The organism is Pseudomonas sp. (assembly GCF_049653025.1).
Lineage (GTDB): Bacteria > Pseudomonadota > Gammaproteobacteria > Pseudomonadales > Pseudomonadaceae > Aquipseudomonas.
Genome location: NZ_JBASFM010000016.1, coordinates 337,503 through 351,336, shown reverse-complemented (window position 1 = coordinate 351,336; position 13,834 = coordinate 337,503). Strand labels below are relative to the sequence as shown.

The following is a 13,834-nucleotide window of genomic DNA, read 5'->3' as shown; positions in this document are numbered from 1 at the left end:
GTCCGCCAGGAGGGGGTTATTATCAGAAAGCATGGGCGGAAGTTGGCGAGCAGTCCCCCAGCAGCAGTGCTTCTTAACCCTCAACGCTGCTGGTACTTGGCAGGCGCTTGAGGATCTGGCGCAGCCAGGTGTAAGGCTCCTGGCCGTGGGCCTTGGCGGTTTCGATCAGGTTGTAGCGCACTGGCCGCGGTGCCCTTGGGTGTGTCGCTGAACACCCAGTTTTTGCGGCCGATGACGCACGGGCGGATGGCACTCTCTGCGCCGTTGTTGTCGATCGGCAGATGTCCACCTTCGGCGTAGCGCACCAGCTTGCTCCAGTTGCTGGCAAGATAGTTACCGCCTTACCCAAAGCTATCTGGCCGGCACTTGGGGCTGGCTTTGTCCAGCCAGGCCTTGAACTGGTCGAGCAGTAGCTGGCTGCGTTGCTGACGAGCGGCCAGGAGTTCGCTGTCGTTGGCCTATTTTAGGTCACGCACGATACCGTAGAGCTTGTTTATCAGGTTCAGCGCTGTGTCGGCACGGCCGGCTTTGCCCGTGGACTGCACCTTCTGCTCGTCGACGAACTTGCGCGCGCAGAAGGTGCAGTCCAGGTGTTCGGTGCCGTATTGCGTGGCCACGGCGTTGTAGCTGTCCGCCACGTTGTCATCCAGGCTCTCGGGAAGCAGCGTGCTTTGGCCTCGATGCTCTCCCTGGATAAAGCGCTTCATTGGCCGCCCCCACTGATTTCGAATCCATCAAATCACAGCAAGGTCGATGCCAACGTTTTAACACAGCCTGGGCCGTTATCTGCCGGTCGCGTTAGGCAGAAACCGGCCCAAGCTGCCAGAAGCAGATGTTTAGGTGGGGGCTGGCAAATTGATTAGACAGGCTGGGCCATAGAGAGGGCCGCGAAGGTCATGGCGTAGAAGGAATTGACTTACTCAGTCATGGATTCCGTAGCGAGCTTTTGCGGCTGCTACAAGTTCAGCCGAGGAAAGGCGGCCCTTCACATACTTAGCCATTTTCGAGGACATGTAAGAGCTCATGCGAGCGCCCGCAAGGTTGTTGGTGGCCTGGACATGGGCCACGTGGGAGCGACGTTGCGTTTCTTCGAGTGCTGGTATCATCGAGATCACCAAAAAGGTAAGCGGACTTTATACGGGTAGACGCTTCAGCAACAAGATCTATGGCTGGCCGAAGACCCGCAGCGTCACCAAGCCTAGCCGTCCCGGGCATTTTGTTGATGCCCGTAATCATCGCGCCCTGTAACCAGGGGCAAGGGATCTCAATGACCGTACTCCTAGCACGAGCTGATCAGGCCGTGTCTGCCACGGCGATGGCCAGAAATTTTGGCGCAAATCTAAAGAGTGTCACCAGCGGGGAGCAATCTCACCTGGTTGTTTTTAAGGACAACGAGCCAGCCGCAGTGCTGATGGCATTGAAGCCTTTCAAGCCATGCAGGACGAGCTCGAAGACCTTCGGACTGAAATGTTGGCCTCAGAGCGCCTGAGCAGTCTTGACGGCAGCAAATTGATGAGCCTAGAAGACATGGAGGCTCGCTTCAGGTAATCGAGTGACGGCTGCATTTGCGCACTACGCGATATCGATCTGTTCGCGCTGGTTTCTTGAAGCCAGATCGATCACCTTAGGGTCGTTCGACTTAGCCTGGAGCTTACGGTTCTTGTCCAATAGCACTTCGTTGATGGACGCGAGGTTGGCTACCTTTGCACGCAACTCATTGATCTCTTGACGGTAAGTTGTGGACTTCTTACGTTCGGCAATCAAGTCCTGCTGCTTCACATCACGCATGGCGCGACTGGATCGGCCCTGAGCCTCGCGAATAGTCTCGGCAATATTTGGGTAGTGGTTATGTATCAGCGCCGCCGATACGCCTGCTTCACGGGCTACCGCGGCGATAGTCACCTTGGTTTCCCCAGTTTGTGTACGGCCCTTCTGAATGCGCAGTAGGGCAAGCTTCAGGTCATTCTCGCGGTCTTCCGCTGGCTTGTAGTTGGGTGTCTTGTCCTTGGGTCTCATGCGATCAGTTTCTCCGGGTCGATGCCCAGCTGGAGCAATACGTCACGGCAGCGCTTCAAGTCGCGGTCAACACGCAGACGGCCGCCTTCACCAATATCCAGACAACCCAGCAGCCCCTTCAAGTCATCGTAGAGGCGTTTATAGAAGCCCGCGTGGGAGTTTCCGATTACGGCATCGCTACAGCCATTCCCACAGCGTGTGCGCTCTAAGGTATTACCGACACAGCTGTCATTGTCCGCTGTGCACCAGGCGTGGCCGTTGCTGCGAATCGAGGTACTCTCCGAAATAGATTTCACCATCGAGGCGCGACTTTTGAATATCAGAAGGTTCTGCGGCTCTCGTTGCCACTGTTTAATCCCGCGGCCAAAACCGCCTGCCAGCGGCTTATCACTCAGCCAGTTTTCGACGACGCCGAGCTTTATATCTTCCAACTCCTCTTGAATATCGAAATACAACTCAAGGTCTAGGTGCTGCCCCCAGCTGTCGTCTAGTGCGTAGCTCAAGGGCATGTCCATGGACCAGTGTGCGAAATGCTCCTTGAGATAGCGAAGGTCACCGAAACGACTGTGAGCGGCGTAGTTGGCAAACTTGCGACGGAATTGGTGGCTAGTGAGATTCCAGTTCAGTCCGCAATCCTTGGCGAATTCCTTGAGACATAGTTGCCAACTAGTGTTTGAAAGAGTGTGTACCTTGTTGCTCTCTCCCCTAGTCACGCCGAGAAAGACCGCATGGCGGTACTGTTGCATTTCTGCGATCTGCGGGTCATACGGATTGTCGAAGCGCCGCTGCATAATCTCGTCGGCGATCATCGCCTGATAGGGGGCAGCCCAGATCTCCATCACGCGCAGGGCGTGCACAGCGGCCTCGGGAATCATCCAGTCATGGAGGCCTGCATCGGTCTTGCTCGATACAGCGCGCATCCAGTCGTAGATGGTGCCGTCATCGTCCTGAGTACGGTGATGTGCACCCAATTTTATGTTGGCCACTTCGTGGTTGCGGCAGCCGGAGGTGCTGGCGATGATGATGTAGCAGGCTGTACGCAGGTCGATTAGCGCCTTGTTGAATCCCCTCAGTCCTCCCTCCCAACCCATAATGGCCAAGTGACGGTTCTTGGCGTAAACAATACCCTCGGGAGTCTGCCCTTTACGTATACGCTGCGTCTCGAGGGTATCCAGTGCATCGCGTAGATCAAACAACTGCTGAGCGCGCTCGACCTGCTGATAGGCTTGCCCGAACAGTGTGCAAAACACTTCATCGGGCATCAGTAGTGTTTTGCCGCCCTGGGCTCCTATGCCGGTAAGTCCCGCCATCGCCTTCGCGGAAGTCTCTGGCCAAGGATGCTGTGGCATCGGATCGTTGGTGTGCTGACTTAGATCGTGAAGCGCTTCGACAGCTATGAAGCGTACGTGCAACCCACGTTGAGAGAGGGGCTTTCCCTCGCGTGGGCCGGACTGTCGGTACGCCTTGCATACGGTCACATAGGTCGCGCAGACCATAGGTGTTACTGCGCCTAGGTGATCGAGCTTTAGCGCCTCTAAGTGGCGTAGGAAAGGTAATAGATTCAAAAATGTATTTTTCAGAATGGCACCTTTAGGCTGCGTGCCACCGCGACGCCCACGTCTTAGGTAGCGGTACATTATTGCCTTTATCACCGGCCTAAACGTCGGCGGTGTACTGCTGAAGTCAAGCCTTTTGCTGGCAGCAGGAACGTTGCTGGCGAAGCCGCCGAGTTGCCAGATGTCATCGCCGTATCGGCTGAGAATGACCCACTGCCCACTGACCTGAATAGCGCTGATGATCAAGGCGTCGCGTTCGGACTCGAGTAGACTGTGCACACTGTCTGGTTGTAACGAAATGGCAGCCCAGGCCGGCGCGTGCGTTGTGGTTTTACTCATGTAAAGACCTCCAGGCTTTCGATCAGATCAACCGACCAGAATGGGTGTGGTTGGGATCGGGCTCGCGCTCGGGCGGCTTCTACGGCTTCGGTCTTGAAGGTGCCGCGCCGCACTCCCTCGGCAACTATGTATTGGTCGATCAAACGGGGAATGTGGGCGTACTCCTTTTCCCAGCGTCGTTTGTCCATTCGAGAGCGCTCGGTAAGCACTCGGAAGTAGAAGCTATAGAGTTTGTACAAATCCTCCGCGGTCACCGCATAGTGCGTGCAGCGCAGACAGTTCATAAAGTTAATGCAAGTAGCGCCCTCGCGTTTTGGGGCGTATTGACCGTTCTCCGGGTCGGAGCAGCGGCCCATAGGGGTGTCCCAGTAGGTCGCTCCGATGGCCCGAGTCAGCAACTCCTGCACCAGTACTTCACCCATGAACTGCCAATTGCGACGAGTATTCGCATCGGGCTTTAAGTAGTTTTGATCGGCCACCTGTGGGGTATTGCCGAGCGCTGCGGCGGTGGTCGCCAAATCGCCATTGGTCAGATCGAAAATGCGGTTGGCGAATGTCTTGCGAAGACGCGACACATTGATGCGCAGTGGTTTTCCGCCACTGTCGGTCAGGTCATATTCGGCTACCAGGCGTTCTGCCGAAAAAGCTAAATAGTTATCGGACAACGCCGAGACTTGCCCGACATGCTTGTTGCTGCGAATGCGATACAACCAGGTGCGATCCTTAAGGTCGTCTGGGGCCTCTGCGACTAGGGGAGCGGTCAGGGCTATTATGCGACGTATCAGGCGTTCGACATTAGTTCTCACGCTAGGTGTGGACTCCAGAAGGCGTTCGGCGTCCGAGTCGGCCCGCAAAACCACCTTGCTGGTGTTGTAGCCGCGCCGCTTCCAAAGAACCAGGAACATTGTGTTGTCCTTTGGGTGTGGGCGCAGGCAGTCGCGGGTCATCTCTAACAGTGGTGTGGTGTTTCGTCCGGTGTGCAGCGCTACCGCCAACAGGGCGAAACTCAGCAGGGTGCCGGTCACTGGCGTGTCGTCTGCCCAGATCGGCTTGATTGCCTGCCGCAACGCCACCACGAATGCTTGCCGCTCGCGCTGGGATAAAGCTGTTTCGCCCTTGGCCTTGTGGTTGCTTTTGGGGAAGGGGTTGCGCGGGAAGGTGGCGTTATCTCCGAAGGAGACGAGGGGGATTAGCCCGCGCCGCCCCAAGGCTAGCAGTACGGACTTAGTATGCGTATACAGGCTCTTCTGAGCTGTAGTTACCAAGTCCTTCTCGGCTAAATAGCCGAGAAAACCGTCGATTAGATCCCGGCTCACATCGCCTAGAACCAAGTCACGGTCAAACGCCATCGCCCTTAACGCACAGTACTCTAGGAAATTTCGTAGCCCATTCTTACAGTAGGCAGATATTGTAGAATTTAAGACGGCGCCATCCTGACCGTCTAGGAAACGCTCGATTTGGCGCTGGCAGGCGTAAGTGATAGCGTCGATGCCAGTGCCGTACCAGCGGGAAAAGTCGAAGCTACGGCTGCTGCTGGCGTTCCGCTCGAACTTAACCATGGTGTTCTTAGGAGGGATGACCTCGGCCAAGATGAGGACATTTCCCACTTCGTCATGGCAGTGCTCGACATGCGGGGTGCTGAGGTCGGTCTTGGTAAACTCCTTACGCGTGCCCATTAGGCAGTTCCAGCCAGTGCGTTCAGCTCATCGTCAAAGGCCAGCACCGCTTCGTCTGCCATTTCGTTGACGAGATGCAAGTACACCATGGTCGACTGAATTGAACTGTGGCCGAGTTGCCGCTGAACGAACACTAGGGGATTCAACCCGCTCTCAGGGGTACGCTGAAGACTGACTAGGGTATGGGTAGCATAAGTATGTCGTAGCATGTGCATATGGACCTTGATTCCCGCCCGTTTGCCGGTCTTTTTGATGATCCGATTGAGGCTCTTGCCGTCCGCGCTATAGGTTTCCCCAAATTGATTGAGGAACAGCGCCCTTTGCGGGATCTTACTCAGCGAGGCCCGCTCTCCACGCACCTTCGTTACGTAGCGATAGAGTTCGGCCATGAACTGGCGGCTAACGCGAATATCCCGTGGCTTGCTGCCCTTGGTCACCATGCCGCTGCCATCGTACGGATCAAGGCTAATTTTGAGGTTACGCCCGGTTCGTACCGCTTTGTCCGGGTCTAAGACATAGGCCAGCGGGAAGGTAGCTATTTCCTCGCGGCGCAGACCTGTATGTAGTGCCAGGCGCATCATCATCCGGTGATGTGGGTTCTCCGTTGCGGCCAATAGCGCCTTGATCTCTGCAATGCTCAGAAACTTAGGCAAGGCCTTGTCTCTGCGCGGCATCACATCTTTTGCCATGGCCTTTCCGCCACTGGCATCGAGATGCACAAGGAACCCTGCTTCGCGCCTCACGGTGCGTTCTTCATAGGTGAATGGCAGGCGCATCACCCACCCTTCCTTCAGCGCGAATTCATAGAACTTGCAGATGTAATGCAGACGCTGATGAGTGGTGTTCGGTGAGAGATTGCACGCCTCCAAGCAGTAGTCCCGATAAGCCGCCACAAGGCTCTTGGCTTCGCCACGGTCAACGTCGCGCCAATCCAACTCATGGGCCTGGATGAAGCTGAGAAAGTCGTACAGAGCCCGTCCAGTGCTAGGCCAGGATTGCTTAGAGCCAATAGCCCCGCGAAGCAGGTAGTGACGGAAGAACTGATTCACTGGAACGCAACTATCCATTGAGTCAAAAAGCAGAATTGGGAACCCCTGATAGGGTTGGCCTGACATCACCAAGTTCTCAGTAGCCCATACAAGTATCATCTGTCTTTCCTTTCTCAGGATGATCTGGAACTCAGCAGTTTTATTTCTGCTAAGTACTCGCGCATAAACCGCCAGTTGCTTGCAATAGAAAGCAGCCGGCTATAAAGCGCTCCAGCTAGCACTTTTTAGCTATAAATATTGGTTAAAAATTAAAGTTTAAGCTACGCCATGGGCGCTGTTCTTAATATTGCGTCGTGACTGAATACGCAACAGTCGTGTGGAGCGCCAAAGATCCATGTGCTCTCTCTGGTTGCGAAATTATTACGAGGCGCAGGTGGGGGTCGTCAATAGGTGTGAGCTTGTCATTTGATTTTTAATAAGGTGGTTTTTTACACTTGAAAGTGTAATTTTCCACTAGGAAAAATAGAATTTGCAGGGTGCTAATGCTGTTTTTTTGTTGATTCAAGGCCAGTTTTCATAGTGTACAATTTTTAGTTATTAAGGTATTTGTGTTAATGCCTTTTTCATTGTTTTAGGCGGGGAAATTACAAAAAAAAAGTGTAAAAAAAAGCTGAGAAAATTCTGAAAAAGCACTGGGATTGGATAACTTCATAACCCCAATTCATCGAATATTTCGATGAAGTAGCTGGCCTTCGCCGGCGCCGAGTACGCCAGCAGACCCGCAAAGAGTTGTGCCTGATCGAGACGGAGCGGGTATTGCCGTGGGCGGGTGTGAATGTCTTGATCTAGTCGCATTACCCAAAGGGTCAAGGCGGTTGTCCGTCTTATCCGCTGATGGAGATGCTGCAGGACATCTGACGCAGAACTGGTTCTGCTACAGCTACGCTGCAATGGCGGAGGCGCTCCATAAGACCCCCATCTAGCGCCAGTCTGCGGGACTGAACCGTGAGCGCATTCTTGATGAAATCATCACTCTCAACTTCCGCCGCCAGTTGTAGAAGCATGAGTTGGCCGCTGGCAGCTTGGCGCTAATCCATGGCTACCTTGCAAAAGGCCGCACTGGGCATTACCAAAAGCTCAATGGACTGGGTCAATCAAGCTTCGAGCAGAGAAACGGCTGATACCCATACTTAGCTGCAAGCCCTTCTTGAATCCGCCCCTGCATCAACACCTCAATTTTGCTTGGGTAATGCCGGAGAAGGTGGATCGCTGATTTCCGAACATCTTCACTTTGGGACGCATCTCGTGAAAGCTGTTCCAGAAACTCCTGCGTTTGCACAATTGCACGCGAACGCTCGTGGGGCATCGTCATCAGGCAACTCTCCGCCGCTCATCAAAATATGCTGGTCACGACAGCTGGTTCTGCTGTTTTCCTGCTTCCTCCGCCCAAGAGGATGTAAACGCTATTTTGGGTTTCAAATAGACAATTATTCTTTAGGTCGACCAAGAGTGTGCTTCTGACCCAATCGCCTGGTGAAAATCTGCGAGCACTGTCAGTAACTACAATGTGGGCATAAAGAAGGAATGGCTGGAACCCTTGCTCTATAACCAACGCTTTCTTATCATCTGAAATATCGAGGTCAACGATAATCCACTGCCTTACAGAACAATATTGTTTTCCTTGACACATTTCCTGAGCAAGAGCAATTCCAGTGTCCTCGTCATCACAAGAACTTTCTATTGGCTCTCCTGCTCGTGTTAGAAAGTCACTGACGTCCTCAATGCTTATGTTTCCCATGTGTTGACCTCCAGAATATAGCGAAGCGTTTATCTGCGCGTATGCGTATAGAATCAACGTAAACAACTAGTGTTAAATCTTCCAGGCCTTACGAAGAGGACTGAAATGTGCTGCATCTGCTTTAAGCGATTATCTCAGCAGTCGTTGAAAGATAGATTTGAGTCTTGGACTCCACTGCAGAGCTTGCGTTATATCTCTCCAAGTAGACGCTTCCGGTGGCTGTCTTGAACTCATAACCAAGCACTTGGTTTTCTTGGCCGTGAATTCTAACTAGTTCTGTTAGCCGCTCCATGCTCCAGCAGGCTGACCCATTTAACCGCGCCGGAATAACCAATGCCACCGAAGCAACCTGCTTATCTGGAGACTGCGCCCCCAGAATTGACTCAAAGGCATCCTCATTTGGAATCAAGACCATAGTGTCCCAGGACAACCCATCGTTCATTTCGCGAACAGTTACGTAAAACCAAGGGCGATGCTGGTTATGCTCGACGAATTGCCACATTTGGTAGTGGTCTCCAAATACAGGCGCAAACAGGATTTCAGCATGCCGATAGGTAGTGAACATCGCTGACCCTCCCAATTTAAGCTGTATATAGCATAGCCGATTTTTCACTAAGAGGGCTTCATCGTTCCCTTTGCGAGAGCACAAAGTGGAACTGAACAAGGCACTTGGATTGGTAATGAGAGACGTCAGGCAGTCACGCGGACTGCCACAGGAAGGCCTTGGTCCTAGCCAGAGCTACATCAGTGCGCTGGAGCGGGGAAAGTGGAAGGCCTCCTTAGATAAGGTTGAGCAAATTGCGGGCATTTTATCTCTCCATCCTGCGACACTCCTTCTCCTCGCCTACCTTCGAGTGGATCCCTCGCTAGACGCACGCGCGCTGATCGCACAGATCCAAGCAGAGCTAGATACACACCAGAAAAAAACGTGACGTAAATTGATTCGGCACTCCGCATGAAAGCTTTTGAGCATCCTTGACGGCACAACTCCGGACATCCTCACAAACAGACGCTAGCCATCGTGGCCTAACCTCTACTTATGCGGGCGCTCAAAATAGAGGGGGCGCTAGATTTGCAATTGTGCAGACTGGCAGTCACCCTTATCGCATGTAAAAGCCCGAAAAGAATTAAATTAGGTAAACGATTGATTTATGAAAGATAAATCACATGAAACAGTTAGTAAGGTTCCGGAATTCGTGACTAGTAAGCACCCCATCGCTGTGCTTGGCGGCGGTAGCTTCGGCACTGCGATTGCCAATTTGCTGGCGGAAAATGGCCAACGCGTTCTGCACTGGATGCGCGACCCGCAGCAAGCCGAGGCGATTCGCCTGACCCGGGAAAACCCGCGCTATCTGAAGGGCATCAAGATTCATCCCGGGGTCGATCCGGTAACCGACCTGACAGCGACCCTGAATACCTGCCAGCTGATTTTTGTGGCATTGCCTTCCAGCGCCCTGCGCCAGGCCTTGCAGCCGGTGGCTGAGCTGCTCAGCGGCAAGCTGCTGGTGAGCACCACCAAGGGCATCGAGGCGCAGAGCTTTCTGCTGATGAGCCAGATTCTCGAAGACATCGCCCCGCAGGCGCGGATTGGCGTGTTGTCCGGGCCGAACCTGGCGCGCGAAGTGGCCGAGCATGCGCTGACCGCGTCAGTGATCGCCAGCGAGGACGAAGACCTCTGCCAGCAGGTGCAGGCTGCGCTGCACGGCCGCACGTTCCGCGTGTATGCCAGTGGCGATCGCTTTGGCGTCGAACTGGGCGGCGCGTTGAAGAACGTCTACGCGATTATCGCCGGCATGGCCGCGGCGATGGGCATGGGTGAGAACACCAAGAGCATGCTGATTACCCGCGCCCTGGCGGAAATGACCCGTTTTGCGGTCAAACTGGGGGCCAACCCAATGACCTTCCTCGGCCTGGCCGGGGTCGGCGACCTGATCGTCACCTGTTCATCCGCCAAGAGCCGCAATTACCAGGTCGGCTTTGCTCTCGGCGAGGGTTTGAGTTTAGAAGACGCAGTCGCACGACTGGGTGAAGTGGCGGAAGGGGTGAACACTATCAAGGTGTTGAAGTCCAAGGCCGAGGAACTTCAGGTCTATATGCCGCTGGTGGCCGGGCTGCATGCCATTCTGTTCGAGGGCCGTACGCTGGATCAGGTGATCGGCGCCTTGATGCGCGGTGAGCCGAAGACCGACGTCGACTTTATCCCCACCACGGGGTTTTGAGTTTTACCTTTCTAGCACCGGCAAGGAGATGAGCATGAGTGACGACAACCAGGACCTGCAGCGTGAATCGATTCTGCTACGCATCCTCTGGATGGTGATCTTCGCCATCGTTTGGCAACTGGCGGAAATAGTGCTGGGCGTGGTGGTGCTGGTGCAACTGGGCTACCGGCTGTTCTACGGCGCGCCGAATGCTGGCCTGCTCGGGTTTGGCGATAGCCTGTGCCAGTACCTGGCGCAGATTGGTCGTTTCGGCACATTTAATAGCGATGAGAAACCGTGGCCATTTGCCGAATGGCCGACTGCGCTGGCACCCCAGGGCGAAGCACCGCACGTGATTCCGCCAGCGGCACACCCGGTGCGCGACGAAGAGCCGAAGTTGTGAAAAAACACGTTGTGAAGAGCCGGGTTGTGAGTTCAGGCCAATGAGACTCTGGTTATTGCGCCACGGCGAAGCTGAAGCCCATGCGCGCAGTGACGCCGAGCGTTGCCTGACGGCTTACGGCCAGCAGCAGGTGCGTCAGGCTGCTGTGCAACTACAGGGACGGCCGTTGCGCATGATGCTGGTCAGTCCCTATGTGCGGGCTCAGCAGACCGCCGCGCTGGTGCGTGACGAGCTGGGTTATACCGGCCCGCTGCACACGGTACCGTGGCTGACGCCTGACAGCGAGCTGCGCGAGGTGCTGCTGCGGCTTGATGGTTACCCGGTGGATGAGTTGCTGCTGGTGACCCATCAACCCCTGGTCGGGGCATTGGCCGGCTTGCTGATTCACGGCCATCGGCAGCAGCCGTTGCCGATGAACACCGCCAGCCTGGCCGAGTTGGAGGGCGAAGAGGTCGCCGCCGGCTTGATGAACCTGCTGGCGCTGGTGCATCCAACGCGCGCTTAAACCGCCACTACACACCGAAACATTTCTCTACTTGCGACTCGCCTTTGTGCGTGGAATAGTCAAACCAAGCAATTGCTTGGTTGGCTCCACAAAAACAACAAAGGAGGAAGCCCTGTGGCTGATGCAATCCGTTTGCCGCTTGAGGTGTTTTATGAGCGCGAGGCTCGGCACCCAAATAAGCTCTACATGGTTCAGCCGCTGCCAGGCGGCCAGTTACAGCAGCTGAGTTGGGCCGATGTTGGCGAGCAGGCGCGCCGCGCCGCCAACTGGCTACGCAGCCGCGAATTGCCGCAGGGCAGTCGTGTCGCGATCATTTCCAAGAACTGTGCGCACTGGATCATCAGTGACCTGGCGATATGGATGGCGGGCCACGTCTCGGTGCCGCTCTATCCCAACCTCACGGCTGATTCGGTCGGTCAGGTGCTGCGCCATTCCGAGGCGGCGCTGGTGTTTGTCGGCAAGCTGGATGACTGGCCTGCCATGGCGCCCGGGGTGCCGCCAGAGATTGCTACCATCGGCTTGCCACTGCGTCCGCAGGGCGAATTCAGCTTCACCTGGGATGACCTGCAGGCCTGCACGCCGATTCAGGACAACCCGAAAACCGCCGGCGATCAACTGGCCACCATCATCTATACCTCCGGCACCACCGGTACGCCGAAAGGGGTGATGCATCACTTCCGCAATTTCGGCTTTGCCGCCAGCCACGCCACCGAGCTGTTTGGTGTCGGCGAGCAGGACCGCGTGCTGTCCTACCTGCCGCTGTGCCATGTCGCCGAGCGCATGTTCGTCGAGCTGGCCTCGATCTATGCCGGGCAGACCGTGTACTTCGCCGAGAGCCTGGACACCTTCCTCGAAGACCTCAAACGCGCACGGCCGACCGTGATGTTTGGCGTGCCGCGGATCTGGACCAAGTTCCAGATGGGCGTCTACAGCAAGATGCGCGCAGAGAAGCTGGATTTTCTCCTCAAACTGCCGATTATCGGCCGCATCATCGGCAAGAAGGTGCTGGCCGGCCTCGGCCTGGATGCCGTGCGTTATGCGCTGTCCGGCGCCGCGCCGGTGCCAGAAGCGCTGCTCAATTGGTACAAACGCCTGGGCCTGGATGTGCTGGAGGTGTACGGCATGACCGAGAACTGCGGTTACTCGCATGTATGCCGGCCGGGCAAGTTCAAGCAGGGCTGGATCGGCCAGAACAGCCCAGGCGTTACCGTGCGTATTGCCGAGGACGGCGAGGTGCAGGTGCGCAGCGGCGCGACCATGCAGGGCTATTACAAGGACCCGGAAAAGACTGCAGAGACCATCACCAGCGATGGCTATCTGCGTACCGGCGACAAGGGCGAACAGGATGCCGAGGGCAACCTGCGCCTGACCGGGCGGATCAAGGAAATCTTCAAGACCAGCAAGGGCAAATACGTCGCCCCCGCGCCGATTGAAAACCACCTGGGCGAGCACTCGCGCATCGAGCAGGTGTGCGTGGTCGGCGACGGTATGGCGCAGCCGATGGCGCTCTGCGTGCTCTCTGACGTGGGCCGTAGCGAAGCGCTCAACGGCGCGCGTGGCGAGCTGGAAAACAGCCTGAAAAAGCTGCTGGAAGAGGTCAATCAACGCCTCGACAAGCATGAGCGTCTGCAACGCCTGGTGCTGGTGAAAGAGGTCTGGGCGGTGGATAACGGCTTCCTCACCCCGACCTTGAAGATCAAGCGCGCGGTGGTTGAGGGTACCTATGCCGAGCGCTTTGCCGAGTGGACGACGAGCAGCGAAGCGGTGCTTTGGCACGAGTAACTGGATAGCCGGGCCGGCGACTGCTTGCCGGCCAGGTTCAGGCTGAACCTTGACGAAGGAATGACCATGGCTCTATGGCAGCAAACCCCGAATATTGAACAGCTCAATGCATTTCAGAAAAACACCATCGGCGAGCTACTGGATATCCGTTTCGAATCGTTCGATGACGACTCGTTGACCGCCAGTATGGTGGTCGATCCCCGCACGCATCAGCCCTATGGCCTGCTGCATGGCGGCGCGTCGGTGGTGTTGGCGGAAACCTTGGGCTCGACCGCCAGCCACCTGTGCATCGACAGCAGCAAGTTCTACTGTGTCGGTCTGGAAGTGAACGCCAACCACCTGCGCGGCCTGCGCAGCGGACGGGTCACGGCAGTCGCGCGCGCGGTGCATCTGGGGCGTACCACTCACGTCTGGGACATTCGTCTGAGTGGTGAGGATGGTAAGGCCAGCTGTATTTCCCGGCTGACCATGGCCATTGTGCCGTTGGGTGAGAACGGCCCGGCGCTACGCTGATCGCCCACCCGCCGGCAAACGCTGGCGGGCCTCCCATCAGATTTGGCCATAGTGACGTC

At 55.9% G+C, this 13,834-nt stretch carries 14 protein-coding genes and 2 pseudogenes; 6 read left to right on the top strand and 10 right to left on the bottom strand.

The window, feature by feature from the left end:
* Positions 1–73: 73 nt before the first annotated feature.
* From WBK23_RS13445 to WBK23_RS13400, 10 genes and pseudogenes are all read right to left on the bottom strand, one after another.
* A pseudogene (locus WBK23_RS13445) lies at positions 74–626 on the bottom strand (IS66 family transposase); the annotation flags it as partial.
* Positions 626–707 (bottom strand): annotated as a pseudogene (locus WBK23_RS13440) (hypothetical protein); the annotation flags it as partial. The pseudogenes WBK23_RS13440 and WBK23_RS13445, both read right to left, overlap by 1 nt.
* 213 nt (positions 708–920) lie before the next feature.
* Positions 921–1,106, bottom strand: a complete 186-nt coding sequence (locus WBK23_RS13435) for an antitoxin VbhA family protein (protein WP_424484442.1) — start codon at positions 1,104–1,106, stop codon at positions 921–923.
* A gap of 466 nt (positions 1,107–1,572) precedes the next feature.
* Positions 1,573–2,016 carry a TetR family transcriptional regulator gene (locus tag WBK23_RS13430; RefSeq protein ID WP_424484441.1) on the bottom strand — a complete coding sequence of 148 codons (444 nt, stop codon included), beginning with the start codon at positions 2,014–2,016 and terminating at the stop codon, positions 1,573–1,575.
* Positions 2,013–3,911, bottom strand: a complete 1,899-nt coding sequence (locus WBK23_RS13425; RefSeq protein WP_424484440.1) for an integrase — start codon at positions 3,909–3,911, stop codon at positions 2,013–2,015. The genes WBK23_RS13430 and WBK23_RS13425 overlap by 4 nt, the downstream gene beginning before the upstream one ends.
* Entirely contained in the window at positions 3,908–5,587 is a 1,680-nt protein-coding gene (locus tag WBK23_RS13420) for a hypothetical protein (protein ID WP_424484439.1), read from the bottom strand. Before WBK23_RS13420 ends, WBK23_RS13425 begins: the two co-directional genes overlap by 4 nt.
* Entirely contained in the window at positions 5,587–6,735 is a 1,149-nt protein-coding gene (locus WBK23_RS13415) for a tyrosine-type recombinase/integrase (RefSeq protein WP_424484438.1), read from the bottom strand. Before WBK23_RS13415 ends, WBK23_RS13420 begins: the two co-directional genes overlap by 1 nt.
* A gap of 991 nt (positions 6,736–7,726) precedes the next feature.
* Positions 7,727–7,948 carry a BPSL0761 family protein gene (locus WBK23_RS13410; RefSeq protein ID WP_424484437.1) on the bottom strand — a complete coding sequence of 74 codons (222 nt, stop codon included), beginning with the start codon at positions 7,946–7,948 and terminating at the stop codon, positions 7,727–7,729.
* 21 nt (positions 7,949–7,969) lie between these two features.
* Positions 7,970–8,374 carry a DUF6957 family protein gene (locus WBK23_RS13405; RefSeq protein WP_424484436.1) on the bottom strand — a complete coding sequence of 135 codons (405 nt, stop codon included), beginning with the start codon at positions 8,372–8,374 and terminating at the stop codon, positions 7,970–7,972.
* A gap of 121 nt (positions 8,375–8,495) precedes the next feature.
* Complete coding sequence (locus tag WBK23_RS13400) at positions 8,496–8,939, bottom strand: hypothetical protein (RefSeq protein WP_424484435.1); 444 nt, start codon at positions 8,937–8,939, stop codon at positions 8,496–8,498.
* A 115-nt stretch (positions 8,940–9,054) separates the two neighbouring features.
* On the opposite strand from WBK23_RS13400, the gene WBK23_RS13395 reads away from it, so the two are divergent.
* The 6 genes from WBK23_RS13395 to WBK23_RS13370 all read left to right on the top strand — a co-directional run bounded on the left by WBK23_RS13395 (position 9,055) and on the right by WBK23_RS13370 (position 13,775).
* Entirely contained in the window at positions 9,055–9,306 is a 252-nt protein-coding gene (locus tag WBK23_RS13395; protein WP_424484547.1) for a helix-turn-helix domain-containing protein, read from the top strand.
* Positions 9,307–9,570: 264 nt separating this feature from the next.
* Positions 9,571–10,593, top strand: coding sequence for an NAD(P)H-dependent glycerol-3-phosphate dehydrogenase (locus WBK23_RS13390; protein WP_424484434.1), 1,023 nt, complete (start codon positions 9,571–9,573; stop codon positions 10,591–10,593).
* Positions 10,594–10,627: 34 nt separating this feature from the next.
* Entirely contained in the window at positions 10,628–10,975 is a 348-nt protein-coding gene (locus tag WBK23_RS13385) for a DUF4389 domain-containing protein (RefSeq protein ID WP_424484433.1), read from the top strand.
* A gap of 40 nt (positions 10,976–11,015) precedes the next feature.
* A complete protein-coding gene (gene sixA, locus WBK23_RS13380; RefSeq protein ID WP_424484432.1) occupies positions 11,016–11,480 on the top strand; it encodes a phosphohistidine phosphatase SixA in 465 nt (154 codons plus the stop codon).
* 114 nt (positions 11,481–11,594) lie between these two features.
* Positions 11,595–13,262 (top strand): AMP-binding protein, encoded by a 1,668-nt coding sequence (locus WBK23_RS13375; RefSeq protein WP_424484431.1) that lies wholly within the window; start codon positions 11,595–11,597, stop codon positions 13,260–13,262.
* Between the two features lie 66 nt (positions 13,263–13,328).
* Positions 13,329–13,775, top strand: coding sequence for a hotdog fold thioesterase (locus WBK23_RS13370; RefSeq protein ID WP_424484430.1), 447 nt, complete (start codon positions 13,329–13,331; stop codon positions 13,773–13,775).
* Positions 13,776–13,834 lie beyond the last annotated feature (59 nt).